Annotated in this window: 25 protein-coding genes and 1 pseudogene; 14 read left to right on the forward strand and 12 right to left on the reverse strand. The window is 59.8% G+C overall.

Annotation, left to right across the window (positions count from 1 at the left end):
- Positions 1–4 precede the first annotated feature (4 nt).
- The 7 genes from EXW71_RS04295 to EXW71_RS04325 all read right to left on the reverse strand — a co-directional run bounded on the left by EXW71_RS04295 (position 5) and on the right by EXW71_RS04325 (position 6,371).
- The gene (locus EXW71_RS04295) at positions 5–886 is read right to left on the reverse strand and encodes a branched-chain amino acid ABC transporter permease (RefSeq protein ID WP_134657694.1); all 882 of its coding nucleotides are present in this window, start codon (positions 884–886) and stop codon (positions 5–7) included.
- Positions 883–1,656 (reverse strand): ABC transporter ATP-binding protein, encoded by a 774-nt coding sequence (locus tag EXW71_RS04300; RefSeq protein WP_134657695.1) that lies wholly within the window; start codon positions 1,654–1,656, stop codon positions 883–885. The genes EXW71_RS04295 and EXW71_RS04300 overlap by 4 nt, the downstream gene beginning before the upstream one ends.
- Entirely contained in the window at positions 1,653–2,555 is a 903-nt protein-coding gene (locus tag EXW71_RS04305) for an AMP-binding protein (protein ID WP_123717821.1), read from the reverse strand. Before EXW71_RS04305 ends, EXW71_RS04300 begins: the two co-directional genes overlap by 4 nt.
- Positions 2,556–2,658: 103 nt before the next feature.
- Positions 2,659–4,095 (reverse strand): LLM class flavin-dependent oxidoreductase, encoded by a 1,437-nt coding sequence (locus tag EXW71_RS04310; RefSeq protein ID WP_134657696.1) that lies wholly within the window; start codon positions 4,093–4,095, stop codon positions 2,659–2,661.
- Complete coding sequence (locus EXW71_RS04315; RefSeq protein WP_134657697.1) at positions 4,095–4,433, reverse strand: acyl-CoA dehydrogenase; 339 nt, start codon at positions 4,431–4,433, stop codon at positions 4,095–4,097. The genes EXW71_RS04310 and EXW71_RS04315 overlap by 1 nt, the downstream gene beginning before the upstream one ends.
- Positions 4,434–4,443: 10 nt before the next feature.
- Positions 4,444–5,640, reverse strand: coding sequence for an SfnB family sulfur acquisition oxidoreductase (locus EXW71_RS04320; RefSeq protein WP_134657698.1), 1,197 nt, complete (start codon positions 5,638–5,640; stop codon positions 4,444–4,446).
- 167 nt (positions 5,641–5,807) lie between these two features.
- Positions 5,808–6,371, reverse strand: coding sequence for a helix-turn-helix domain-containing protein (locus EXW71_RS04325; RefSeq protein ID WP_134657699.1), 564 nt, complete (start codon positions 6,369–6,371; stop codon positions 5,808–5,810).
- A gap of 92 nt (positions 6,372–6,463) precedes the next feature.
- Here EXW71_RS04325 and EXW71_RS04330 point away from each other — a divergent pair, with 92 nt between their 5' ends.
- The 7 genes from EXW71_RS04330 to EXW71_RS04360 all read left to right on the forward strand — a co-directional run bounded on the left by EXW71_RS04330 (position 6,464) and on the right by EXW71_RS04360 (position 13,623).
- Entirely contained in the window at positions 6,464–7,396 is a 933-nt protein-coding gene (locus tag EXW71_RS04330) for a DMT family transporter (protein ID WP_123717828.1), read from the forward strand.
- 187 nt (positions 7,397–7,583) lie between these two features.
- A complete protein-coding gene (locus tag EXW71_RS04335) occupies positions 7,584–10,505 on the forward strand; it encodes a monovalent cation/H+ antiporter subunit A (protein ID WP_134657700.1) in 2,922 nt (973 codons plus the stop codon).
- On the forward strand, positions 10,505–10,849 hold the full coding sequence (locus tag EXW71_RS04340; protein WP_003192163.1) for a Na+/H+ antiporter subunit C: 345 nt from the start codon (positions 10,505–10,507) through the stop codon (positions 10,847–10,849). Before EXW71_RS04335 ends, EXW71_RS04340 begins: the two co-directional genes overlap by 1 nt.
- A complete protein-coding gene (locus tag EXW71_RS04345) occupies positions 10,846–12,528 on the forward strand; it encodes a monovalent cation/H+ antiporter subunit D (protein WP_123717830.1) in 1,683 nt (560 codons plus the stop codon). The genes EXW71_RS04340 and EXW71_RS04345 overlap by 4 nt, the downstream gene beginning before the upstream one ends.
- On the forward strand, positions 12,525–13,013 hold the full coding sequence (locus EXW71_RS04350) for a Na+/H+ antiporter subunit E (RefSeq protein ID WP_123717831.1): 489 nt from the start codon (positions 12,525–12,527) through the stop codon (positions 13,011–13,013). The genes EXW71_RS04345 and EXW71_RS04350 overlap by 4 nt, the downstream gene beginning before the upstream one ends.
- Positions 13,010–13,288, forward strand: coding sequence for a K+/H+ antiporter subunit F (locus EXW71_RS04355; RefSeq protein ID WP_123717832.1), 279 nt, complete (start codon positions 13,010–13,012; stop codon positions 13,286–13,288). The genes EXW71_RS04350 and EXW71_RS04355 overlap by 4 nt, the downstream gene beginning before the upstream one ends.
- Positions 13,285–13,623 carry a Na+/H+ antiporter subunit G gene (locus tag EXW71_RS04360; protein WP_134657701.1) on the forward strand — a complete coding sequence of 113 codons (339 nt, stop codon included), beginning with the start codon at positions 13,285–13,287 and terminating at the stop codon, positions 13,621–13,623. The genes EXW71_RS04355 and EXW71_RS04360 overlap by 4 nt, the downstream gene beginning before the upstream one ends.
- 132 nt (positions 13,624–13,755) lie before the next feature.
- Here the strand turns inward: EXW71_RS04360 and EXW71_RS04365 are convergent, their stop codons facing one another.
- Complete coding sequence (locus EXW71_RS04365; RefSeq protein WP_123718725.1) at positions 13,756–14,214, reverse strand: HIT family protein; 459 nt, start codon at positions 14,212–14,214, stop codon at positions 13,756–13,758.
- On the opposite strand from EXW71_RS04365, the gene EXW71_RS28725 reads away from it, so the two are divergent.
- On the forward strand, positions 14,143–14,427 hold the full coding sequence (locus tag EXW71_RS28725) for a hypothetical protein (RefSeq protein ID WP_167659620.1): 285 nt from the start codon (positions 14,143–14,145) through the stop codon (positions 14,425–14,427). The genes EXW71_RS04365 and EXW71_RS28725 overlap by 72 nt on opposite strands.
- 176 nt (positions 14,428–14,603) lie before the next feature.
- Entirely contained in the window at positions 14,604–15,044 is a 441-nt protein-coding gene (locus tag EXW71_RS04370; protein ID WP_134657702.1) for a DUF6252 family protein, read from the forward strand.
- 44 nt (positions 15,045–15,088) lie between these two features.
- On the opposite strand, the pseudogene EXW71_RS29350 reads toward EXW71_RS04370, so the two are convergent.
- Together EXW71_RS29350 and lepB are read right to left on the reverse strand one after the other, a co-directional pair.
- Positions 15,089–15,214, reverse strand: a pseudogene (locus tag EXW71_RS29350) (DALR domain-containing protein); the annotation flags it as partial.
- A gap of 81 nt (positions 15,215–15,295) precedes the next feature.
- Positions 15,296–15,964, reverse strand: coding sequence for a signal peptidase I (lepB, locus tag EXW71_RS04380; RefSeq protein WP_134657704.1), 669 nt, complete (start codon positions 15,962–15,964; stop codon positions 15,296–15,298).
- 136 nt (positions 15,965–16,100) lie between these two features.
- Here lepB and EXW71_RS04385 point away from each other — a divergent pair, with 136 nt between their 5' ends.
- The 3 genes from EXW71_RS04385 (at position 16,101) to EXW71_RS04395 (ending at position 18,958) form a co-directional block, all read left to right on the forward strand.
- The gene (locus tag EXW71_RS04385; RefSeq protein WP_134657705.1) at positions 16,101–16,652 is read left to right on the forward strand and encodes a dihydrofolate reductase family protein; all 552 of its coding nucleotides are present in this window, start codon (positions 16,101–16,103) and stop codon (positions 16,650–16,652) included.
- A gap of 299 nt (positions 16,653–16,951) precedes the next feature.
- Positions 16,952–17,269 (forward strand): DUF6124 family protein, encoded by a 318-nt coding sequence (locus EXW71_RS04390; RefSeq protein WP_134657706.1) that lies wholly within the window; start codon positions 16,952–16,954, stop codon positions 17,267–17,269.
- Between the two features lie 327 nt (positions 17,270–17,596).
- Complete coding sequence (locus tag EXW71_RS04395) at positions 17,597–18,958, forward strand: toxin-antitoxin system YwqK family antitoxin (RefSeq protein WP_134657707.1); 1,362 nt, start codon at positions 17,597–17,599, stop codon at positions 18,956–18,958.
- 105 nt (positions 18,959–19,063) lie between these two features.
- On the opposite strand, the gene cysS is transcribed toward EXW71_RS04395, so the two are convergent.
- Together cysS and EXW71_RS04405 are read right to left on the reverse strand one after the other, a co-directional pair.
- Positions 19,064–20,452: a cysteine--tRNA ligase gene (cysS, locus tag EXW71_RS04400; RefSeq protein ID WP_134657708.1), complete on the reverse strand. Its 1,389-nt coding sequence runs from the start codon at positions 20,450–20,452 to the stop codon at positions 19,064–19,066.
- Between the two features lie 21 nt (positions 20,453–20,473).
- On the reverse strand, positions 20,474–22,174 hold the full coding sequence (locus EXW71_RS04405) for a glutamine--tRNA ligase/YqeY domain fusion protein (protein ID WP_134657709.1): 1,701 nt from the start codon (positions 22,172–22,174) through the stop codon (positions 20,474–20,476).
- Positions 22,175–22,434: 260 nt separating this feature from the next.
- Here EXW71_RS04405 and EXW71_RS04410 point away from each other — a divergent pair, with 260 nt between their 5' ends.
- Positions 22,435–22,935, forward strand: a complete 501-nt coding sequence (locus EXW71_RS04410) for a peptidylprolyl isomerase (protein ID WP_123717841.1) — start codon at positions 22,435–22,437, stop codon at positions 22,933–22,935.
- A gap of 2 nt (positions 22,936–22,937) precedes the next feature.
- Positions 22,938–23,687 (forward strand): UDP-2,3-diacylglucosamine diphosphatase, encoded by a 750-nt coding sequence (lpxH, locus tag EXW71_RS04415; RefSeq protein WP_134657710.1) that lies wholly within the window; start codon positions 22,938–22,940, stop codon positions 23,685–23,687.
- Positions 23,688–23,703 lie beyond the last annotated feature (16 nt).

Here is a 23,703-nt window from a genome sequence, read left to right on the forward strand (position 1 = left end):
GGGTTCAGACTCGCTCGATGGCGCGCTCGCCGAACAGGCCGGCGGGGCGGATATACAGGAAGGCCAGGGCCAATACGTAGGCAAACCACGGTGTGATACCGCCACCGATCAACGGGCCGATGTACACCTCGGCCAGGTTCTCCGCCGCGCCGACAATCAACCCGCCGACAATCGCCCCACCAATCGAGGTAAAGCCGCCGATGATCAGCACCGGCAGCGCCTTGAGCACCACCAGCGACAAGGAAAACTGCACGCCCTGGCGCGCTCCCCAGAGCAACCCGGCGACCAGCCCGACAACGCCCGCCACCGCCCAGACGATCTGCCAGATGCGGTTGAGGTTGATGCCTATGGACAGCGCCGCCGTGGTGTCATCCGCCACTGCGCGCAGCGACACGCCGATGCGGGTTTTGTTGAACAGCAGCGCCAGCATCGTCACCAGCACCACGGCGGCGGCGGCCGCGACCAGGTCGAACTGGCTGAGCATCAGCAGCCCGACGAACAGCGGCACGTCGTCGATACCCAGGTCGAGGGCACGCACCTGCGACCCCATCAAACCTTGGGCCAGCCCCTCGATGATGAACGACAGGCCCAGCGTGGCCATGAACAGGGTGATCGGCGAACGGTTCACCAGCGGCCGTAACACCAGGCGCTCAATCAACAAGGCGCCGACGCTCATCACGAGCACCGTCAACAGCAGTGCCAGGGCAAACGGCATGCCCTGGTCATGCAGGCTGACGAAGGTCAACGCGGCGAACAGCAGCATCGAGCCCTGGGCAAAATTGAACACGCCGCTGGCCTTGTAGATCAGCACAAAACCAATGGCGACCAGCGAGTACATGGTGCCGGCGAGCAGGCCGCCGAGCAGGGTTTCGAAGAAGAACGTCATCCGTGTGCAACTCCCAGGTAGGCCGCGATCACGTCAGGGTTGGCCTGCACCTCTGCCGGCGTGCCGTCGCCGACCTTGCGCCCGTAGTCGAGCACCACCACATGGTCGGACAGGCCCATGACCACGCCCATGTCATGTTCGATCAACACCACGGTGGTGCCGAGGTCGCGGTTCACATCGGCAACGAAACGCGCCATCTCGCGTTTTTCGTCGGCGTTCATGCCGGCCATGGGTTCGTCGAGCAGCAGCAGGCTGGGCCCGGCGATCAGCGCCCGGCCCAGTTCCACGCGCTTTTGCAGGCCGTAGGACAGGTTGCCTACCAGCACCTCGCGATGGGCTTGCAGGTCAAGGAATTCGAGGATGCCCTGGGCGCGCGCACGGAACGCTTCGGCCTCCCGTCGCGCGCGCGGCAGGTGCAGGGCTTGTTCGATAAAGGTCGTGCGCATATGCCGCGACAGGCCGGTGAGGAGGTTGTCGAGCACGCTCATCTTCTTGAACAGCGCGTTGTTCTGAAAAGTGCGACCAATGCCGCGACGGGCGGCGCCCAGGGGATCGATGCGCTGGAAGTGTTGTTGGTCGAATACGATCTCACCGGCATCGAAGCGATACACGCCGTTGAGCACATTGAGCAACGAACTCTTGCCGGCACCATTGGGCCCGATCAGCGCGCAGATCTCGCCGCGCCGCACATCAAAGGACAAGGCGTTGATGGCCTTGACCCCTTTGAACGAAAGCGAGATATCCCGTACCTGCAAAATGGCCTGGCTCATGCAATGTCCCGCTTGAATTCAGCCAGCCATGTCGGCTCGGCGCTGGTTTTGAGGGGTTGCCAGATATAGGCCAGGCGCTGGAAACCCAGCAGCCTGCGCACGCGGTTTTTCAACACGCGGCGCAGGCCGCTTTGCGGATGCGCGATAGCCCAGTCGCACAGGCGACGGCGCCAGGTGCCGAGGGGAGCCAGGCGGCTTTCGATATCGTCGGCCAGGTGTTGCAAACGCGATGGCGACAACAGCAAGCCGGTCGGCGCCACTTCGCTGCGGTCACGGCGGGCCGACGCCGGGCTTTCCGGGAAAGCCAGGCCATGGCCGCTGCTTAGCCATTGTTCCAAGACTACGGCGAGGCCACCTTGCCAGTGGGTGCCCTCCTCGCTCCACAGCGCGGTTTCACCCGTGGGTCGCCACCAACGCTGCACGTGCTGCGCCGGGTCGATCGGGCCGAGCAGTTGGGCGAAATCCAACCGCTGGATGGACTGCCAATGTCGCGCCTGCTGGCGACTTTGCACATAGCCGTGGGTGGGACGAATGCGCCACAGTTGCTGCTGCAGCGCCTCGGGCGGCAGGTCATCGGCCAGGGTCAGTACCGGCGCGCCGACAGACTGGGCAGCCAGGGCAAGCAGCAACAGGTTGGGCTCAAAAGCGCCGCTGAGGGCCAGCCGCGACTGCTCATCGAAGCCCTGCTGACGCAAGCCATCGGCCAGGCGCTCGACATCGCGCAAAGCGTCGATCCAGCGCCAGGCGTACCACTGGCCCTGGCGCTTGTGGCGCAGAGCGGTTTGCAGCGGGGTGATCTGTGCCCAGTGGTGCAGTTGTTCCAGGGCCTGGGGCAAATTACCGAGCGATTCGGCGGGCCATTCCAGGGTCAGCGGACGTGTGAGTTCGTGCACGCTCATAGGGAGTACTCCTATTTGTGTTTAAGCGTGCGGTGGTCCGCTGGCTGAATTTGGATCGACATCCGGCACATCTGGAAAGGGGTTTGCTCCCGATGGCGGTGTATCAGTTGCAGGTTTCTGAATGAACTCCCGCCATCGGGAGCAAGTCCCCTTCCACTTTGGTTTTGTGTACTTCAGATAACTTGCGGTAGCCGGCGCCGGGATGGTTCGGCGCCAACCGCGCGCCCTCACTGAACAACTTCTCGCGCAACGTGCCCTGGGCATAGTCGGCCTTGTACACGCCACGCTTCTGCAATTCGGGCACGAGCAACTCGACGGCGTCGATAAAGGTTTCGTGGGTCAGCGCATAGGCCAGGTTGAAACCGTCCACGTCGGTCTCTTCCACCCACTCCTGCAGCAGATCGGCGACGGTTTGCGGGCCACCGACGAACAGGGGGCCAAAACCGCCGATGCCGACCCAGTCCGCCAGTTCATTGGGCGTCCAGACCTTGTTCGGATCGGCCGTGGAAAACGCTTCCACCGCCGATTGAATGGCGTTGGTGTGCACATGTTTGAGCGGCTCGTCCGGCTTGAATTGGCTGAAGTCGATGCCCGTCCAACCGGAAATCAGCGCCATTGCGCCCTCGTAGCTGACGTAGGCCTTGTATTCGTCGAACTTGGCCTTGGCCTTGGCGTCGGTCTCACCGACGATCACCGTCTGCAAATTGAAAATCAGGATTTTCTTCGGATCGCGCCCGGCCTCGGCGGCGCGACGGCGGATGTCGGCGACGGTCTTTTTCAGCAGCACCTTGGACGGTGCGGCAACGAACACGCACTCGGCCTGCTCGGCGGCGAACTGCTTGCCACGGCTGGACGCACCGGCCTGATACAGCACGGGGGTGCGCTGCGGCGAGGGTTCGCACAAATGAATACCCGGCACCTGGAAGTGCTTGCCGACATGCCGGATCTCGTGGATTTTGCTCGGGTCGCTGAAAATCCGGCGCTCGCGATCACGCAGTACGGCCCCCTCCTCCCAGCTGCCTTCCCAAAGTTTGTAGCAAACCTGCAGGTATTCCTCGGCGTAGTCGTAGCGCGCATCGTGCTCGGTCTGGGCTTTCTGGCCGAGGTTCTTGGCGCCGCTCTCCAGGTAGGAGGTGACGATGTTCCAGCCGATGCGGCCCTTGGTCAGATGATCAAGGGTCGAGAGCCGACGGGCAAACGGGTATGGGTGCTCGAAAGACAGCGAAGCGGTCAGGCCAAAACCCAGGTGTTCGGTGACCAGTGCCATCGGCGCGATCAGCGACAACGGGTCATTGACCGGCACCTGTGCAGCCTGGCGGATCGCCGCGTCACCGTTGCCGTTGTAAACGTCGTAGATACCCAGCACATCAGCGATAAACAGGCCGTCGAATTTGCCACGCTCGAGGATTTTCGCCAGATCGGTCCAGTACTCCAGGTCCTTGTACTGCCACGAGCGGTCCCGCGGATGCGCCCACAGGCCAGGCGACTGGTGGCCCACGCAGTTCATGTCGAAGGCATTCAAGCGAATTTCACGGGCCATCAAAGCACTCCGTTGAGATGGAAATTGCCGACAACCTGGTATTTCCAGCGCAGGGGGTCATCGAGGGTCGACGGCAAGGCGGTGCGCTGGCCGGTCAGTTCGAATTCGGCGTTGCTGGCGGCAATCAGGGCTTCGGCAGCGGCGATTTGCGCTTCGGTCAAAGCGACCGGGCTGGGGTGGGTTTCGGCGCGTTCGAGCAAAGCCGCGGCCACATCGACGCGGATCTGCAGGTCGCCGAAGCGGCTGATCACGTAGGGGTCGTCGCTTTTCTCGACGTGGCGGCGGGTACTGTCCAGCAGTTGGCGCGCCTGATTCAGAACAGGGTTCAGTGCAGTCATGGAAGGCTCCTCAATTCCAGGCGTGGCGCGCAGGTTTCACGCCGTTGAGCACGAAGTTGCCGATCAGGTGGTATTTCCAGCGGGCCGGGTCGTGCAGGGTGTGGGTGCGTGCGTTGCGCCAGAAGCGGTCGAGGTTGTGCTTGCCGGTGACCGAGCGGGTGCCGGCCAGTTCGAAGAGCTTGCTGCTGGCGAGCAACGCGGTTTCGGCGGACAGGACCTTGGCCTGGGCGACCACCAGCGAGGCATTGGCCACGGTGTCTTCATTGGGTTCGGCCAGGGCCAGGTCGACGGCGACCCCCGCCTTGGCGAGGATGGCTTCAGTGCCGTGTACACGCCATTGCAGGTCGCCGATGGCGGCGATAGTGAACGGGTCTTGCCAGCCGTGATCCTGTTGGCTGTCGATCCATGGCCGCGCCTGGCGTGCGTAGATCTTCGCCTGTTCGAGGGCTCCGACGGCGATACCGGTATCGACCGCCGCCTGGATGATCTGCGAGATCGGGCCGCTGGCCGTGGGCTGATCGAAAGCCAAGTGGGCTGGGATTACCGCGCTGACGGGTACGGTCACGCCATCAAGGGTCACGCCGCCACTGGCGGTGGTGCGCTGGCCGAAGCCGTCCCAGCTGTCGATCACCGTCAAACCCTGGGCATCGCGTTCGACAAAGGCGATAAACGCCTGACCGTGTTCGTTGTTGCCGACCGCAGGCACTATGTGGGCGAACAAGGCACCGGTGCAGTAGAACTTCTCACCGTTGATTTGCGCGGTATCACCATGGAAGCGAATCTGCGTGTCGAAGGTGCCGGCGTTCTTACTCTTGGCTTCGGAGAAGGCGTTGCCGAAACGGTAGCCTGCCAGGACCTTGCCGAAGTAATACTGTTTTTGCTCCTCAGTGGCCGTTTGCAGGAGGATGTCCACCACGCCCAGGTGGTTCTGCGGGATCTGTCCCAGTGACGGGTCGGCGGCGGAGATCAACTTGATCACCTCGGCCACGGTCACATACGACACCTCGGCACCGCCGTAGGCTTTAGGCACAGTGATGCCCCACAGGCCGCTGGCGGAGAACTCGTCGAGCTCGGCCACCGGCAAGCGACGCTCACGGTCGCGCACGCTGGCTTCGACGGCAAAACGTGCGGCCAGGCGCGTGGCCACTTCGATGGCTTCCGCATCCGAGCGGATGATATGGGCAGGGTGTTGAGGATGGGCTGACATGGGCCGACTCCAGGCTCCGAGGGGATGACCTGTGCGATTGCAGGAGTCGTGCCTGAATTTAATCGTCAATAAAATCAGGGGATTGCTGCTGATTCAGCGCGGTGGAGCGTGTTTCAAACCAGCAAAGTGCCCGGGTACTGTTGCCTGGCGAACAGTTAGGTCACTCCTTAAATCACTACGGTCCGCACGAAACACACGGCCACGCCACCATCATTGCGATAGCGGTGGGACTGGCGGCTGGCAAACATGAAGAACTCACCCGCCGCGATGTGCTTTTCTTCGTCGTCGAGAATCAGGGTCAGTGCCCCTTCATACACAAACAATTGCACGCTCCAGCCTTCCGGGTCGGGTTCGGGGCTGTAGCGATCACCGGGTTCCAGGCGCATCTCCCACAATTCGACTTCGCGCCGGGCATTGGCCCTTGCCAGCAGCACAGCCTTGCTACCGGGAATATCACCGGCCCAGGCCAGCTCGTTGATGCGGCTGTGGTCACCCGCATCCGGCGCCTGGATCAGGTCGCTGAACGCCACTTCCAGCGCTTCGGCCACGCGGTCCAGGGTCGACAGGCTGACGTTCTTCTCGCCCGCCTCGATGGCCACCAGCATGCGCCGGCTGACCCCGGACTTTTCCGAGAGCGCGGTTTGGCTCAGGTCGGCGGCGTGGCGCAGGCGACGGACGTTTTGGCTGACGTGCTGCAGGACCGAAGCCCTTTGCGGATTTTCTTTGTGCACTATATTGCTCATAGAGTGGGTGTGCGCAGTATACTGCCCAGCGTGCGGCGCATTGTGCGGTCCGTGCCTTTCCCTTGCAAGACCGAGCCGCCATGACCTCCTCGAACGTTTCCCCACGTTTCAACCGTTTCAGCAAAGCCGAATGCATCCTGGTGATGATCACCATGATCTGGGGCGGCACCTTCTTGCTGGTGCAACATGCGATGACGGTCAGCGGGCCGATGTTTTTCGTGGGTCTGCGATTTGCGGCGGCGGCGATCGTGGTAGGTTTTTTCTCATTACGTACGCTGCGCGACCTGACCCTGTTCGAATTGAGGGCCGGCGCCTTCATCGGCACGTCGATCATGTTCGGCTATGGCATGCAGACCATCGGCTTGCAGACGATCCCCAGCAGCCAGTCAGCATTCATCACGGCGTTGTATGTTCCGTGCGTGCCGCTGTTGCAGTGGCTGGTGCTCGGCCGTCGCCCAGGGCTGATGCCGAGCATTGGCATCATGCTGGCGTTTACCGGGTTGATGCTGCTCACAGGCCCGACCGGTGCCTCTCTGAACTTCAGCCCCGGCGAGATCGCCACGCTGATCTGCGCAATCGCGGTCGCGGCGGAGATCATCCTCATCGGCGCCTATGCCGGTCAGGTGGATGTGCGCCGCGTCACCGTGGTGCAACTCGCGACGGCGTCGCTGTTGTCGTTCCTGATGGTAGTGCCGATGGGTGAGGCGCTGCCCCAGTTCTCGTGGCTGCTGCTGTTCAGCGCAGTCGGCCTGGGCCTGACCAGTGCGATCATCCAGGTGGCGATGAACTGGGCGCAGCAGAGTGTTTCACCAACCCGCGCCACCTTGATCTATGCCGGTGAACCGGTATGGGCAGGCGTGATCGGGCGAATCGCCGGGGAGCGCTTCCCGCCGATTGCAATGCTGGGGGCGGCGTTGATTGTGGTGGCGGTGATCGTCAGTGAGATGAAGAGGAGCAGCTCGAAAGTTGGCGATGCTGAAGAAAGCACAGTTGAACCCGAAAACCTGGGTTGATGCTTTGAGCTACAGGCTACAGGCTACAAGCTACAAGAAGTACGCGTGCGGCTATTCTCTTGCACTTGCAGCTTGCCGCTTGTAGCTGTTTCCCACTGCTTCTGTAGGATCCTGCCACACCTTGCCGTTTGGTGATCGTGAAAGCGGCACGTATGATGCATCCCAAACTCCCGCAGATTAGAAGCCTATGTCCCTGATAGTTCTACTGCTTCTGCCATTCATTGGCAGCTGTCTGGCGGCCTTGCTGCCGCACAATGCACGTAATACCGAATCTCTGCTGGCCGGCCTCGTGGCCTTGGTCGGCACTGTTCAAGTGGCCCTGCTCTACCCCGCAATCGCCCATGGCGGCGTGATCCGTGAAGAATTCATGTGGTTGCCCAGCCTCGGGCTGAACTTTGTATTGCGCATGGACGGGTTTGCCTGGCTGTTCTCGATGCTGGTGCTGGGCATCGGCACGCTGGTGTCGCTGTATGCGCGCTACTACATGTCGCCGGATGACCCGGTGCCGCGCTTCTTCGCGTTTTTCCTGGCGTTCATGGGCGCCATGCTCGGGCTGGTGATCTCCGGCAACCTGATCCAGATCGTGTTTTTCTGGGAACTGACCAGCCTGTTCTCGTTTCTGTTGATCGGCTACTGGCACCACCGTGCAGACGCGCGTCGTGGTGCCTATATGGCGTTGATGGTCACCGGCGCGGGCGGCTTGTGCCTGTTGGCGGGCGTGATGTTGCTGGGGCATATCGTCGGCAGCTATGACCTGGACCAGGTGCTGGCGGCGGGCGATCAGATTCGCGCGCATTCGCTGTACCCGGTCATGCTGGTGCTGGTGCTGATCGGCGCGTTGAGCAAAAGCGCGCAATTCCCCTTCCATTTCTGGCTGCCCCACGCAATGGCAGCCCCCACGCCGGTATCGGCCTACCTGCACTCGGCGACGATGGTGAAGGCCGGCGTGTTCCTGCTGGCCCGCCTGTGGCCGTCGCTGTCCGGCAGCGAAGAATGGTTCTGGATCGTCGGCGGTGCCGGCGCGCTCACCCTCCTCCTAGGCGCGTACTGCGCCATGTTCCAGAATGACCTCAAGGGCCTGCTGGCCTATTCCACCATCAGCCACCTCGGGCTGATCACCTTGCTGCTGGGACTCAACAGCCCGTTGGCCGCCGTCGCCGCGGTGTTCCATATCCTCAACCATGCGACGTTCAAGGCTTCGCTGTTCATGGCGGCAGGGATCATTGACCACGAGAGCGGCACCCGTGACATTCGCAAGCTCAGTGGTTTGGTCCGCCTGATCCCGTTTACCGCAACCCTGGCGATGGTGGCCAGTGCCTCCATGGCCGGCGTGCCGTTGCTTAATGGCTTCCTGTCCAAAGAAATGTTCTTCGCCGAAACGGTATTTATCTCGGCGACCCAATGGGTGGAAATCGCCCTGCCCTTGATCGCGACCATTGCCGGCACCTTCAGCGTGGCCTACGCCCTGCGCTTTACCGTCGATGTGTTCTTCGGCCCGCCCGCCACAGACCTGCCTCACACGCCCCACGAGCCACCGCGCTGGATGCGTGCGCCGGTTGAACTGCTGGTGTTTACCTGCCTGCTGGTGGGGATTTTCCCGGCTCAGGTGGTAGGTTCGATCCTTGCCGCTGCCGCCTTGCCTGTTGTAGGCGGCGAGCTGCCGCAGTACAGCCTGGCGATCTGGCACGGCTGGAACACGCCGATGATCATGAGCCTGGTCGCCATGTCCGGCGGCGTGGTGCTGTACCTGCTGCTGCGCAAGCAGCTCAAGCGCGGCCGCTTCAAGTACCCGCCGATCATCAGCTACTTCAACGGCAAGCGCATGTTCGAACGCTGCCTGGTGGTGATGATGCGCAGCGTGCGCAAGATCGAGAAACGCATCAGCACCAAGCGTCTGCAGACCCAGTTGTTCCTGTTGGTGCTGGTGGCGGTGATCGGCGGCATGATCCCGATGCTCAACAGTGGCCTCAGTTGGGGCGACCGGCCGAAGATCCCCGGTTCCATCGTGTTCGTTACCCTGTGGCTGCTGGCGATCGCCTGCGCCCTGGGCGCCGCCTGGCAAGCCAAGTACCACCGGTTGGCGGCCCTGACGATGGTCAGCGTGTGCGGCATGGTGACGTGCATCACCTTCGTGTGGTTCTCGGCGCCGGACCTGGCGCTGACGCAACTGGTCGTCGAGGTGGTCACCACCGTGCTGATCCTGCTGGGCCTGCGCTGGCTGCCGCGGCGGATCGAAGAAGTCTCGCCCCTGCCCAGCTCGCTGCGCAAGGCACGCATCCGCCGCCTGCGGGACTTCCTGCTGTCCACCGTGGTCGGTGGCGGCATGGCACTGCTGTCCTACGCCATGTTGACCCGCCAGACGCCCAACGATATTTCCTCGTTCTACCTCAGTCGCGCACTGCCCGAAGGCGGCGGCAGCAATGTGGTGAACGTGATGCTCGTCGATTTCCGCGGCTTCGACACCCTCGGTGAAATCACCGTGCTCGGCGCCGTGGCATTGACGGTGTACGCCCTGCTGCGCCGTTTCCGGCCTTCGAAAGAAAGCATGGAGTTGCCACCGCAACAACGCCAACTGGCACCGGACGTGGCCACCGACCTGGTCAACCCACGCCAGGCCAGCGACACCGCCCTGGGCTTCATGATGGTGCCGGCGGTGCTGGTGCGCCTGCTGTTGCCGATTGCGCTGGTGGTGTCGTTCTACCTGTTCATGCGCGGTCACAACCAGCCGGGTGGTGGCTTTGTCGCCGGCCTGGTGATGTCGGTGGCGTTCATTCTGCAATACATGGTGGCCGGCACCCAGTGGGTCGAGGCGCAGATGAGCCTGCGGCCGATGCGCTGGATGGGCTTCGGCCTGCTCTCGGCGACACTGACCGGGCTCGGTGCCCTGTTTGCCGGTTACCCGTTCCTCACCACCCATACCTGGCATTTCAGCCTGCCGCTGCTGGGCGATATTCACGTGGCCAGCGCGTTGTTCTTCGACGTCGGCGTGTACGCCATGGTCGTCGGTTCCACGCTGCTGATGCTCACCGCCCTCGGCCACCAGTCGGTGCGCGCGCATAAACCGAGCAACCAGGCCAAAGTGGTTGCCGCAACTGAAGGAGCCGCCTGATGGAAGAAGTCATCGCAATTGCCATTGGGGTCCTGGCGGCCTCCGGTGTGTGGTTGATCCTGCGACCCCGGACGTTCCAGGTGGTGATGGGCCTGTGCCTGTTGTCCTACGGGGTGAACCTGTTCATTTTCAGCATGGGCAGCCTGTTTATCGGCAAGGAGCCGATCATCAAGGACGGCGTACCGCAAGACCTGCTCAACTACACCGATCCCCTGCCCCAGGCGCTGGTGCTGACGGCGATCGTGATCAGCTTCGCCATGACTGCGTTGTTCCTGGTGGTGCTGCTGGCTTCCCGGGGCCTGACCGGAACCGACCATGTGGACGGCCGGGAGCCCAAGGAATGATGTGGATGAACCAACTGATCATCGCACCGATCCTGCTGCCATTACTGACCGCCGCGCTGATGCTGATGCTCGGCGAAAAACGCCGTCCTCTCAAAGCCAGGATCAATCTGGTCTCCAGCATGGTCGGCCTGGGCATCGCGATCCTGCTGCTGTACTGGACACAAAAAGGCGGCCCCGGCTCGATTGGCGTATACCTGCCGGGCAACTGGCAGGTGCCGTTCGGTATCGTGCTGGTGGTGGATCAATTGTCGGCGTTGATGCTGGTGCTTACCGGAATCATCGGCGTCAGTGCACTGCTGTTCGCGATGGCCCGCTGGGACCGTGCGGGCACCAGTTTCCATGCGTTGTTCCAGATCCAGATGATGGGCCTCTATGGCGCCTTCCTGACCGCCGACCTGTTTAACCTGTTCGTGTTTTTCGAGGTGCTGCTGGCGGCTTCCTACGGCTTGATGCTGCACGGCTCGGGTCGTGCGCGGGTCTCGGCGGGGCTGCATTACATCTCTATCAACCTGTTGGCGTCGTCGCTGTTCCTGATCGGCGCGGCGATGATCTACGGCGTTACCGGCACCCTGAATTTTGCTGACCTGGCGCTGAAGATCCCGCTGGTGCCCGAGGCCGATCGCGGACTGTTGCATGCCGGCGCGGCGATCCTCGCCACGGCATTCCTGGCCAAGGCCGGCATGTGGCCGCTGAATTTCTGGCTGGCGCCCGCCTACTCCTCGGCCAGTGCGCCGGTGGCGGCAATGTTTGCGATCATGACCAAGGTCGGTGTGTACACCGTGCTACGCCTGTGGACACTGCTGTTTTCCGGCCAGGCCGGTGCCTCGGCGTTGTTTGGTGGAGACTGGCTGGTATATGGCGGCATGGCCACCATCCTCTGCGCGGCACTGGCGATGCTGGCCGCACAGCGGCTGGAGCGCATGGCGAGCTTGAGCATTCTGGTGTCGGCGGGGATTTTGCTGTCTGCGGTCGGTTTTGCTCAGCCGAGCCTGACCGCGGGTGCGCTGTTCTACCTGATCAGCTCGACGCTGGCGTTGAGCGCGCTGTTCCTGCTGGCTGAATTGATCGAGCGTTCACGCTCAGCCAACGATCTGCCGCTGGATGAAGAAATTGATGCGCTGCCCAAACCCATGGAGTCCCTGCACCCACGTCCCGGCGTAAACCTCGACGATGAACAACAGGCGGTGGTCGGCCAGGTGATCCCCTGGACCATGGCGTTCCTCGGCCTCAGCTTTATTGCCTGCGCCCTGTTGATCATCGGCATGCCGCCGCTGTCCGGGTTTATCGGTAAGCTCAGTTTGCTCAGTGCGCTGGTCAACCCGCTCGGATTGGGCGTCAGCGTAGACGAACCGATCCGCCCGGCGGCCTGGGGCCTCGTAGCGCTGCTGATCCTCTCCGGCCTGGCGTCGTTGATCGCCTTCGCACGCTTGGGCATCCAACGCTTCTGGACCCCGGAAGAGCGCCCCTCGCCGCTTCTGCGTCGCTACGAGTGCATACCGATCTTCCTGCTGCTCGGCTTGAGCATCCTGTTGACCTTCAAGGCCGAACCGTTGATGCGCTACACCCAGGACACTGCCGTCAGCCTGAACAACCCGGAGCACTACGTGATGGCGGTGATGGCGACGCGTCCGGTGCCGAGCCCTGAAGCCAAGGCTGCCGCCCTGGAGGTGCAACCATGAAGCGCCTGCTCCCTGCCCCGTGGTTGTCGCTGGCACTGTGGCTGTTGTGGCTGGTGCTGAACCTGTCGATCAGCCCCGGCAACCTGCTGCTGGGCGCTCTACTGGGCTTCCTTGCACCGTTGATGATGGCGCCCCTGCGCCCACTGCCGATCCGTATCCGCCGTCCCGGGGTGATCATTCGCCTGTTCTTCCTGGTAGGTCGCGATGTAATCATCTCCAACCTGCAAGTAGCCTGGGGCGTGCTGACCTGCGGCTCACGCCCACCGCGCTCACGCTTCATCAAGATCCCCCTGGACCTGCGCGACCCCAACGGCCTCGCCGCGCTGTCGATGATCACCACGGTGGTGCCCGGCACCATCTGGTCGGAGCTGGCACTGGACCGCAGCGTGCTGCTGTTGCATGTGTTCGACCTGGAGGATGAAGCGCCATTTATCGAGCACTTCAAGACCACCTACGAACGGCCTTTGATGGAGATCTTCGAATGAGCGCCCTGCTCTCCAATGCGATCCTGTGCAGCCTGTTCCTGTTCTCGCTGGCCATGGTGCTGACCCTGGTGCGCCTGTTCAAAGGCCCCTCGGCCCAGGACCGGGTGCTGGCGCTAGACTACCTGTATATCCTGGCGATGCTGATGATGCTGGTGCTGGGTATTCGTTATGCCAGTGATACTTACTTTGAAGCAGCGCTGCTGATCGCGCTGTTCGGCTTCGTCGGTTCGTTTGCCCTGGCGAAATTCCTGCTGCGTGGGGAGGTGATTGAATGATGCCGCTATGGACAGAAATCGTCGTCGCAGCGCTGCTGGTGCTCAGCAGTGTGTTTGCGCTGATTGGCGCGATCGGGTTGTTGCGGTTGAAGGACTTTTTCCAACGCATGCACCCACCGGCATTGGCTTCGACGCTGGGGGCATGGTGTGTGGCGCTGGCGTCGATTATCTATTTTTCGGTGCTCAAATCCGGGCCGGTGTTGCATGGCTGGTTGATCCCGATCCTGCTGTCGATCACCGTGCCGGTGACCACGCTGCTAATCGCCCGCACGGCCCTGTTCCGCAAGCGCATGGCCGGTGATGACGTACCGGCCGAAGTCAGCAGCCGTCGCTGAAAGCTGACTTTTTTGCAGGCGCGAGCTTGCTTGCGAAAAACTCATAGGCGCCGCGTTCATTCAGGAAGCCCGCGTTATCGTTGAGGTTTTTCGCGAGCAAGCTCGCTCCTACAGACGGCGATCTGGATGGGGCTAGGCGAAGGAGCGAATGTGTGCCGCCAACGCCGCCAACTCGGCGTCATCCGCCCGCACGTGATCATGGGACGAAATATAGCCTTCATAGGCGTCGAAGAACTTATCCACCTTGGAGCTGATCGGCTTGAAGGTACTGTCACCCCCCGTCCCATGCATGGGAAACAACTTCGCATGCAGATGATCCACCCCGTACCCTTCCAGCATCATCCCCGTACGCGCCACATCCGCAAACGCCCGGTCGATCTGCAGCGCGGTCCTTTTCGCCGCCACCGCAAGCGCCGCCAGCACCTCATCCGACTGCGCGAAGGCATAACTGCCGTAATGCTGCTTGGGGATCACCACACTGAAACCCGGCGTATTGGGGAAAATCGAAAGGAAGGCCATATGCTGATCGTCTTCCCACAGGATGTGCGCCGGAGAGGTCTTTTGAACAATGCTGCAGAAAATACAATCCATGTGAATCACCGCCGGTGTGGTCTTGGTTTGGGTGTATCGACCCTCCGAAGCTACGATGTGGGCGGCCTGAATACAAATGACAAATTTACGAAATACCCAGGCGTATGCGATGAGCAAGACCTGCACGTCCGCCATCGGCGCAGCGGATTTAGCGGCAGAGCCTGCCCAATTGCAACGTATGTGCTGTTCGCAAAACAGGGCGCGTGGGCCTGAGCTGGCGGATTGAAAGGGAGATGACTGCATAGAGGCTTTCGCGATGAACACGCCTCGCGATGCGCCATACCGTACTATTGGACTGTCAAATATGACAGTTACCAAAACCTGAGCCACTCCTTACTGTTGGCCGTACTGCCCAGCCTGGTGCAGCCAGCGAATAAGGAACTCGAGCCATGAATGATTCAGTCGCTACCTCCACAGTCGTGGTGGAGAACGAAGTCCACGCCGACCTCTCGGTGAACGGCGAACACTCCATCTTCGTTTCAAACTCAACGACCACCACCACCTCCGGGACGCGGCTGGTCGTGCGGGCCTACCAGCACATGTTCAACCCTTTCCGGATCGTGCAAATCAGCTTCGGCATCCCGCTCGGAACGTTGGCCGGCACTTATCGATTGGGCGACCCCAGCAACGGGATCGTCGCGCAACTGCTCCCGCCCAATACCGCGCCGCTCGACTCTTACAACGCCATCCAGGGCAGCATCACGTTTGTAAACGCGCCGACGCTGGAATACGTTCACGGGACTTTTCATTTCAAGGCGCGAAAATTCAATGAGGAGGAAACTGCAATTGCGGAAGTTACTCGCGGGACGCTGGCCATCGGCTCGAAATAGTCTGCCCTTGGTGCAGCTCCGCTCTCACTTTCCGATGACAGCCCTTCACCTGATTGAACAGAGAGGCCTGCCGCTGCGTCGAGATCACGCTCACGAAGGCGATTGATCTCACGCTCCCTCTCGAACCACGCAGCGCAGGCGCCTGGGGAGCCAAAGTCGCCTTTCATCACTCGCTTCGCCTCCGGCAAGACGCCACAGCAGGCAAGCCAGCGCCCACAGGTGTCTCGGGATGCCGATGGAGGCGCTCGTTGTTACAAAATCGGCGCGCCGAACCTGCGTAACCGAGGCATCCAATGATCGAGAATTTCAGCTGACGCCAGCACATGGTGCGCTCGCCCGATCAACAGCCGACGCGGTACGAAGCCGATATACCGGGAGTCGTCGCTGTTATCGCGGTTGTCCCCCAGCATGAAATAGCTGTCGGCCGGCACTACCACAGGCCCGAAATCGCGCAACGCCCGCACCGTCGGCATGAACTGCACCGTGCGCTGACGGTTGGCTGCCAGCTCGTTCAACTTGATCCCCGGCACTGTGTGACCTGGGACGATGGGCTCACTGATGTCCTGGGCATCACTGTAGGTGGCCGGCACGCCGTTGACCCACAGCACCTCATCTTTCATTTCCAGCGTGTCACCGGGAATACCGACGATCCGCTTGATCAAGCGCATGCCATCCTTGGGCGACGAAAACGTCACCACATCGCCGCGCTGGGGGTTATCGAGCTTAGCCAGGGTAATATCCGTGAGCGGCACCTTGAGGTCATACGCCACGCGATTGACCAGCACCACGTCCCCCTCCAGCAATGTCGGGCGCATGGAGCCGGACGGAATGGGGTTCCAATCGGCCAGGGACGTACGGAAAATGCCGAAGCACAGCCAGAAAATGATTGCATAACGGTAACGGCTCAACCAACGGCGCATACATCCTCGCACTGCAGAAAGGGGCGTTGGCACTCCGCCAGACACCCAGTTGTTTTGGCTACGCTCGGTTGTTACACGTAAAGATTAAATGACCATTAGCACTTTTACCCCGACCGCACAAAAGGAATGCAATGCCATGGAGATCAAATGTTCTGTCTTTATCGCCGCCAGCATCGACGGGTTTATCGCACGACCCGATGGCGATATCGAATGGCTTCTTCGGCCGGAATATGAATGCGCGGCCTTGAACGGTATGACGTTTGAAAGCTATATCGCCAGCGTTGATGCGCTGGTGATGGGCCGCAACACCCTGGAGAAAGTAGCGTCCTTCCCCAAATGGTTTTATGAGGGCACGCCGGTCATCGCGCTTTCGCATCGACCGTTTGAGCTGCCCGCCCACTTGGAGGGCAAGGTAGAGATCATGGCCGCCGATGCGCCCGCCGTGGTGGGCCAATTGGCCAAGCGCGGCATGAAACATCTGTATATCGACGGCGGCCAGACGATCCAGGCGTTTCTTGAGGCCGGCCTGATTGACGAGCTGATCATCACCCGTATCCCGGTTCTGCTGGGGCAAGGCATTCCACTGTTCAGCCAGGTTGGCCGTGAGCACGAACTTCACCACGTCAGCACGCATGTGTCGGACAATGGTTTTGTGCAGAGTCGGTATGAGGTGAGTAGCAAGCTCTGAGCTCAGCAGAAGTTTCCGACAGCTTTTTAGGGTTGTCGCTCGGAAGATGGCTGCCTAATCTTCGGCGGTCGCTGCAAATTCAGCGACCGGGTTTCGCAGCCCGGTTAAACTCTAGACGCACAGCGTCCACCACAAGATAGCGGGCGCTTTTTTATGCCTTATGTTATGGCGGCTGTGCGCGGGATACCTTCGGGTATGCCGGGTGCCTAGAGTCCCGGTCTGCGAACCCGCGCACAGCTGCCACCTGGGTATCGTTTCGCAGCGATGGGTGGTGGCTCCAATACTCTAGGAGCTTCGTCATGATCAAAGACAGTCCGAATCCACCGTCGGTTTCGACCTCGCTTCACACTGCCGCTCATCGAGCAATAAACCACTATCTAAACCCCTCTGAGAAACCAGAGCCATCTGCTGAGAACCATGGCCTGTTTACCATATGCGAAGGACTAGACATCGAGACGCTGCTGGTAAACGCGTCGGAGGATCTAGCCTCAGTTCATGCACTGGCAAGCCATTTGGCCTTTGAGATCGACGGCAATCCCCGCAGCGTGGCCTTGGGGATTTGTCGGATGCTAGAGGGGATTCAGTTGATGGTGGACAGAGCAGCAACCCTAAATTGAACGGTGTTCAAAGGTAGAAGTGATGAGGGGTGCCGCTATGTTGGTACAAGTAGACCCGCCCCCTTTTACCGTCAGCTATTGAACACCCGCCAGCACGAACAACGTAAAGCACCGTGGCATATTTTCCAAAGAAACATCCTACGTCCGCGCCAGAAACCCTCGCTTCTTTGTAGTCAACGATTGACCCATAGTCTTCTCTTTGGTGCCCGATACTCCATTGAGCGCTTCTAGCGGGCATACCTTCCACTCAAACGTAAATCGAAGTCACGCACAGCCGCCACCCAAAACTTTGCCCTCTCTATACAAGTCAATTAATGGACAATCAGGATGCAATTCGAATATAGGAAATTCTTAGTGACACTAGCACTCATCTCGAATGCAATATACGCTCAAGCCGAACAGACTCACCTATCGACAATCCTAAATATAAAAATGAATGCAACCTATCTCGACATAGATCCAGAAACCACGGACTCTTTCGGCGTAAAGTTCATGGCGGCAGTGCGTCTGACGCTTTCAACAGAACATAGTTGTGGCACTTCACAACTGCATATCACACCGGACTCCATCGGCGTTCCTGTCGAAAGTTTCCTAGCAGAAGTTAAGAAAATCAAAAAATACGCTGATGATGGAGTCGCACTATTTATCACACATCAGGATTGTGATCGAAAAATACCGATGGCAACCAAATTCGCTACCTGCTCGGGTGAAATATGCAGATCACTCACAGATGTAACAATTGATGGAAAAATGTACTTAGACAAAAACTACCGACCCGCTCCAGCTGCGCGCAGTCTTTTTTTCATAGAGCAACCCCAAACTTATGACCAAAAACTAAAAGCCTGGAAAGTCTATATCTACGATAAAAAAACCAAGAAGATTGCGGCCGATGGATTCATCGACAATGAAGACTATGCTGCGAGCAAATTCATCCATAAATTCCGCACCTTTCATAGTAACGGCATGGTTTCGAGTTCTATTGAAATGAGCGCGCAGGGGCAACGTGAAGGAAAAAGCATTGTTCGCCACAAAAACGGAAAAATTGAAAAATCCATAAACTACAATAACGGAATAATCACTGACGGCGAGTACATAACTTACGACCCGACAGGAAAAATCAAGATCCGTGAGCATTATGTAAATGGAGTGCTAAATGGCCCAAGAGTCAAACTGTACGCTAACGGAAATCCTGAATCCATGGAAAAATACATAGATGGCAGTCGCTCAGGAATATCAAATTATTACTATGAAGACGGCACACTAAAAAACATACAAGATTATGACCGCGGACAGTTGGATGGCTGGGACGTCAAATACTTCGCAAACGGCGAGACCGAATCACAAACACTATATACGAATCAGCGCATAAGAATGAGCCACGAATGGAACATTGACGGTATAAAAGTCAGTCAATGGGAACAAGACGAAAATCATAACCGCCAAGGCGACGACATAAAATGGTATGACAACGGACAAAAAAGAAAGCACTCAGTCTATAAAGATGGAAAACTACATGGAAAGATGCAAGGTTGGTCTGAGGATGGAACTCAACTTTATTCTATCGAATACGCACACGGCGAGAGAAACGGACAATCACGGCAGTGGGGCCGAGACGGGACGTTGATAGAAGACTGCCAATACCAAGCAGGAAAAATTTCAGAGCCGTGTTCCGTGAGACCTCCGCTCTGACTATGCAGGTCTTGGACACGAATAGAGGTTTGATTCGAAAAACTTAGCAATATGCAAAAAAACGCCCAGAACCAGTCGGGGCGTTTTTCATTCAGCGTTTAACGATCACGCCTGATCAGCCAACCGCCACGTCGTCCCACCTTTCCCGTCTTCCAACACCACCCCCATCGCGGTCAGTTGGTCACGGATACGGTCGGATTCCGCCCAGTCCTTGTTGGTACGCGCGGTCAGACGCGCCTGGATCAGCGCATCCACTTCAGCGGCGTCCACACGCCCTTCAGCGCCGGCTTGCAGGAACTCCTCAGGCTTCATTTGCAGAACCCCGAGCACACTCGCCAGCTCTTTCAAGCGCGCCGCCAGGCCCGCCGCTGCGTCCAGATCGCTCTCACGCAGGCGGTTGATCTCACGCACCATCTCGAACAATACGGCGCAAGCTTCCGGGGTGCCGAAGTCGTCGTTCATCACCTCGGTAAACCGTGCCACGAACGCTTCGCCGCCGGCAGGCGCCACGGCAGGCAAGCCTTTCAACGCGTGGTAGAACCGCTCCAGGGCGCCTTTGGCGTCCTTGAGGTTGTCTTCCGAGTAGTTGATCGCACTGCGATAGTGGCTGGACACCAGCAGGTAACGCACCACTTCCGGGTGGTACTTTGCCAGCACGTCGCGGATGGTGAAGAAGTTGTTCAAGGACTTGGACATCTTCTCGCCATTGATGCGGATCATGCCGCAGTGCATCCAGGCATTGGCGTAGGTCTTGCCGGTGGCGGCTTCGCTCTGGGCGATTTCGTTTTCGTGGTGCGGGAACTCGAGGTCACTGCCGCCGCCATGAATGTCGAAGGTCTCGCCCAGGCAGCAGGTGGACATCACCGAGCATTCAATGTGCCAGCCTGGTCGGCCTGGCCCCCAAGGCGACTCCCAGCTCGGCTCGCCCGGCTTGGTGCCTTTCCACAGCACGAAATCGAGCGGGTCTTGCTTGGCTTCGTCGACTTCGATACGCGCGCCGATGCGCAGGTCTTCGATTTTCTTGCGCGACAGCTTGCCGTAGCCCATGAACTTGGCGACGCGGTAGTACACGTCGCCGTTGCCTGGGGCATAGGCGTAGCCCTTGTCGATCAAGGTCTGGATCATCGCGTGCATGCCAGGGATATGGTCCGTGGCACGGGGCTCCATGTCCGGCTTGAGGATGTTGAGGCGCGCCTCGTCCTCATGCATGGCGGCAATCATGCGCTCGGTCAGCGCGTCGAACGACTCGCCGTTTTCGTTGGCGCGGTTGATGATCTTGTCGTCGATGTCGGTGATGTTGCGCACATAGGTCAGGTCATACCCGCTGAAACGCAGCCAGCGGGTGACCAGGTCGAAGGCAACCATGCTGCGGCCATGGCCAATGTGGCAGTAGTCGTACACGGTCATGCCGCACACGTACATGCGCACCTTGTTGCCATCCAGCGGCTTGAAGACTTCTTTGGTCTTGCTGAGTGTGTTGTAGATCGTTAGCACGATGAATCCCTTAAGACTTGATCACTGGCCCCACGAATCGCGCAAGGTCACGGTACGGTTGAATACCGGAGCACCTGGTTTCGAGTCCTTGATATCCGCGCAAAAGTAACCTTCGCGCTCGAACTGGAAACGGTCTTCCGGCTGTGCTTCGCCCAAAGAGGGTTCGGCACGACAACCAGTAAGTACTTGCAGGGAATCAGGGTTGATGTTGTCGAGGAAACTGGCGCTGTCTTCGGCCTTTTCAGGGTTCGGCGAGCGGAACAGGCGGTCGTACAGGCGCACTTCGCACTCGATGCTGGCCGCGGCCGGCACCCAGTGGATCACGCCCTTGACCTTGCGGCCTTCAGGGTTCTTGCCCAGGGTGTCCGGGTCATACGAGCAACGCAGCTCGACGATATTGCCCTCGGCGTCCTTGATCGCTTCGTCAGCACGGATCACATAGCTGCCGCGCAGGCGCACTTCGCCGTTCGGTTCCAGGCGCTTGTAGCCCTTCGGCGGCTCTTCCATGAAGTCATCGCGGTCGATGTAGATTTCACGGGCGAACGGCAGCTTGCGCACACCGAGTTCTTCTTTCTGCGGATGACGCGGCAGTTCAAGGTTATCGACCTTGTCTTGCGGGTAGTTGGTGATAACGACCTTCAGCGGACGCAACACGCACATGGCGCGCGGGGCGTTGGCGTCGAGGTCCTGGCGGATGCTGAATTCAAGCATGCCGTAGTCGACCACGCCGTCGGAACGGTTGGTGCCGACCATTTCGCAGAAGTTACGGATCGAAGCCGGCGTGTAGCCACGGCGACGGAAGCCCGACAGCGTCGACATACGCGGGTCGTCCCAGCCGTTGACGTGCTTTTCGTCCACCAGTTGCTTGAGCTTGCGCTTGCTGGTGATGGTGTAGTTCAGGTTCAGGCGGCTGAACTCGTACTGGCGCGGGTGCGCCGGTACCGGCAGGCTGTCGAGGAACCATTCGTACAGCGGGCGATGGCTTTCGAACTCCAGGGTGCAGATGGAGTGGGTGATGCCTTCGATGGCGTCCGACTGACCGTGGGTGAAGTCGTAGTTCGGGTAGATGCACCACTTGTCACCGGTCTGGTGGTGGTGGGCATGGCGGATGCGGTACATGATCGGGTCGCGCAGGTTCATGTTCGGCGAGGCCATGTCGATCTTGGCACGCAGTACACGGGCGCCGTCCGGGAATTCGCCGGCGCGCATACGGGCGAACCAGTCCAGGTTCTCTTCCACCGAACGGTCGCGGAACGGGCTGTTCTTGCCGGGCTCGGTCAGGCTGCCACGGTATTCCTTGGCCTGCTCGGGGGTCAGGTCGTCGACGTAGGCCTTGCCGGCCTTGATCAGCTCGACGGCCCAGTCGTGCAACTGGTCGAAGTATTGCGAGGCATAGCGCACTTCACCGGACCATTCGAAACCCAGCCACTTCACGTCGCTTTCGATGGCGTCGATGTATTCCTGGTCTTCCTTGGCCGGGTTGGTGTCGTCGAAACGCAGGTGCGTGACGCCACCGAACTCCTGGGCCAGGCCGAAGTTCACACAGATCGACTTGGCGTGACCGATGTGCAGGTAGCCGTTGGGCTCTGGCGGGAAGCGGGTGACGATCTGCGTGTGCTTGCCCGAATCCAGGTCCGCCTGGATGATCGGGCGCAGGAAATTGACCGGGACGGCAGGTCCGGCCTTGGAGTTCGAGGTAGGGTCGACAGTGGGCTTGCTCATAGGATCCTTGAACAGACAGGTACGTGGCCGGTTGGGGCCAGATAAAACAAAGCCGTTATCATAGCTGATGCTGTCAAGACACTGACAGGCTGGGACCAAAAACTGCTGTTTAATTACTCTTTTAATGACCAGGGCGATAAAAAACCACCTCGAAATTCCTGCCGGGCACGCTAAACTGCGCGCCTTGGCCGCAGTTTCGCCATACCGGTCGTGGTGCCCAGGCACCCAAACCCACGAATTCCCTGAAAAGAGTAGTGAACATGACTCAAGTCAAACTGACCACCAACCACGGTGACATCGTCATCGAGCTGAACGCCGAGAAAGCGCCGATCACCGTCGCCAACTTCATCGAGTACGTGAACGCCGGCCACTACGAAAACACCGTTTTCCACCGTGTCATCGGCAACTTCATGATCCAGGGCGGCGGTTTCGAGCCTGGCATGAAGGAAAAGAAAGACAAGCGCCCAAGCATCCAGAACGAAGCGGACAACGGCCTTTCCAACGACAAGTACACCGTCGCCATGGCCCGTACCATGGAGCCGCATTCGGCCTCCGCGCAGTTCTTCATCAACGTCGCCGACAACGCCTTCCTGAACCACAGCGGCAAGAACGTACAGGGCTGGGGCTACGCGGTATTCGGTAAAGTGACCGAAGGCCAGGACGTCGTCGACAAGATCAAAGGCGTGCAGACCACCGGTAAAGCCGGTCACCAGGACGTTCCGGTAGAAGACGTTATCGTCGAGAAAGCCGAGATCATCTAAGCGTGATAGTGCTTATTTCAGACTTGCATCTGGAAGAGGAACGCCCGGACATTACCCGGGCGTTTCTGGATCTGCTCCAAGGCCGCGCCCGTGGCGCCCAGGCGTTGTACATTCTGGGGGACTTCTTCGAAGCCTGGATTGGCGACGATGGCATGACCCCTTTCCAGCGTTCCATCTGCGAAGCTCTGCGCGAACTGAGCGACAGCGGCACCCCGATTTTCATCATGCACGGCAATCGCGATTTCCTGATCGGCAAGGCGTTCTGCAAAGCCGCAGGCGCCACCTTGCTCAAGGACCCGAGTGTCGTGCAGTTTTACGGCGAGCCGGTGCTCTTGATGCACGGCGACAGCCTCTGCACCCGCGATGTCGGCTACATGAAGCTGCGGCGCATCCTGCGTAACCCGATTGTGCTGTTTATCCTGCGCCACCTGCCCCTGAGCACCCGGCACAAGCTGGCGCGCAAGCTGCGCAGCGAAAGCCGTGCGCAAACGCGCATGAAGGCCAACGACATTGTCGATGTCACCCCCGAAGAAGTACCGCGGGTGATGCAGCATTTCGGTGTGCGCACCCTGGTCCATGGCCACACGCACCGTCCCGCCATTCACAAGCTGCAGATCGGCGATCAGGCGGCCAAGCGCATTGTGCTGGGGGACTGGGATAAACAAGGGTGGGCGTTGCAGGTCGATGAGCAAGGGTTTCAACTGGCGGCGTTTGACTTCGTCAATCCGCAATTGGCGTTGCCTGGGGCGTGAGCCTCGGACACCCCGA

Origin of the sequence: Pseudomonas sp. BCA17 (assembly GCF_004519405.1) — a bacterium.
Taxonomy (GTDB): Bacteria; Pseudomonadota; Gammaproteobacteria; order Pseudomonadales; family Pseudomonadaceae; genus Aquipseudomonas.

Coding starts and splice junctions, on each gene's coding strand:
- EXW71_RS04295 (WP_134657694.1), bottom strand. CDS start 886: ATGACGTTCTTCTTCGAAACCCTGCTCGGCGGCCTGCTCGCCGGCACC.
- EXW71_RS04300 (WP_134657695.1), bottom strand. CDS start 1,656: ATGAGCCAGGCCATTTTGCAGGTACGGGATATCTCGCTTTCGTTCAAA.
- EXW71_RS04305 (WP_123717821.1), bottom strand. CDS start 2,555: ATGAGCGTGCACGAACTCACACGTCCGCTGACCCTGGAATGGCCCGCC.
- EXW71_RS04310 (WP_134657696.1), bottom strand. CDS start 4,095: ATGGCCCGTGAAATTCGCTTGAATGCCTTCGACATGAACTGCGTGGGC.
- EXW71_RS04315 (WP_134657697.1), bottom strand. CDS start 4,433: ATGACTGCACTGAACCCTGTTCTGAATCAGGCGCGCCAACTGCTGGAC.
- EXW71_RS04320 (WP_134657698.1), bottom strand. CDS start 5,640: ATGTCAGCCCATCCTCAACACCCTGCCCATATCATCCGCTCGGATGCG.
- EXW71_RS04330 (WP_123717828.1), top strand. CDS start 6,464: ATGACCTCCTCGAACGTTTCCCCACGTTTCAACCGTTTCAGCAAAGCC.
- EXW71_RS04335 (WP_134657700.1), top strand. CDS start 7,584: ATGTCCCTGATAGTTCTACTGCTTCTGCCATTCATTGGCAGCTGTCTG.
- EXW71_RS04340 (WP_003192163.1), top strand. CDS start 10,505: ATGGAAGAAGTCATCGCAATTGCCATTGGGGTCCTGGCGGCCTCCGGT.
- EXW71_RS04345 (WP_123717830.1), top strand. CDS start 10,846: ATGATGTGGATGAACCAACTGATCATCGCACCGATCCTGCTGCCATTA.
- EXW71_RS04350 (WP_123717831.1), top strand. CDS start 12,525: ATGAAGCGCCTGCTCCCTGCCCCGTGGTTGTCGCTGGCACTGTGGCTG.
- EXW71_RS04355 (WP_123717832.1), top strand. CDS start 13,010: ATGAGCGCCCTGCTCTCCAATGCGATCCTGTGCAGCCTGTTCCTGTTC.
- EXW71_RS04360 (WP_134657701.1), top strand. CDS start 13,285: ATGATGCCGCTATGGACAGAAATCGTCGTCGCAGCGCTGCTGGTGCTC.
- EXW71_RS28725 (WP_167659620.1), top strand. CDS start 14,143: ATGCTGATCGTCTTCCCACAGGATGTGCGCCGGAGAGGTCTTTTGAAC.
- EXW71_RS04365 (WP_123718725.1), bottom strand. CDS start 14,214: ATGGATTGTATTTTCTGCAGCATTGTTCAAAAGACCTCTCCGGCGCAC.
- EXW71_RS04370 (WP_134657702.1), top strand. CDS start 14,604: ATGAATGATTCAGTCGCTACCTCCACAGTCGTGGTGGAGAACGAAGTC.
- lepB (WP_134657704.1), bottom strand. CDS start 15,964: ATGCGCCGTTGGTTGAGCCGTTACCGTTATGCAATCATTTTCTGGCTG.
- EXW71_RS04385 (WP_134657705.1), top strand. CDS start 16,101: ATGGAGATCAAATGTTCTGTCTTTATCGCCGCCAGCATCGACGGGTTT.
- EXW71_RS04390 (WP_134657706.1), top strand. CDS start 16,952: ATGATCAAAGACAGTCCGAATCCACCGTCGGTTTCGACCTCGCTTCAC.
- EXW71_RS04395 (WP_134657707.1), top strand. CDS start 17,597: ATGCAATTCGAATATAGGAAATTCTTAGTGACACTAGCACTCATCTCG.
- EXW71_RS04405 (WP_134657709.1), bottom strand. CDS start 22,174: ATGAGCAAGCCCACTGTCGACCCTACCTCGAACTCCAAGGCCGGACCT.
- EXW71_RS04410 (WP_123717841.1), top strand. CDS start 22,435: ATGACTCAAGTCAAACTGACCACCAACCACGGTGACATCGTCATCGAG.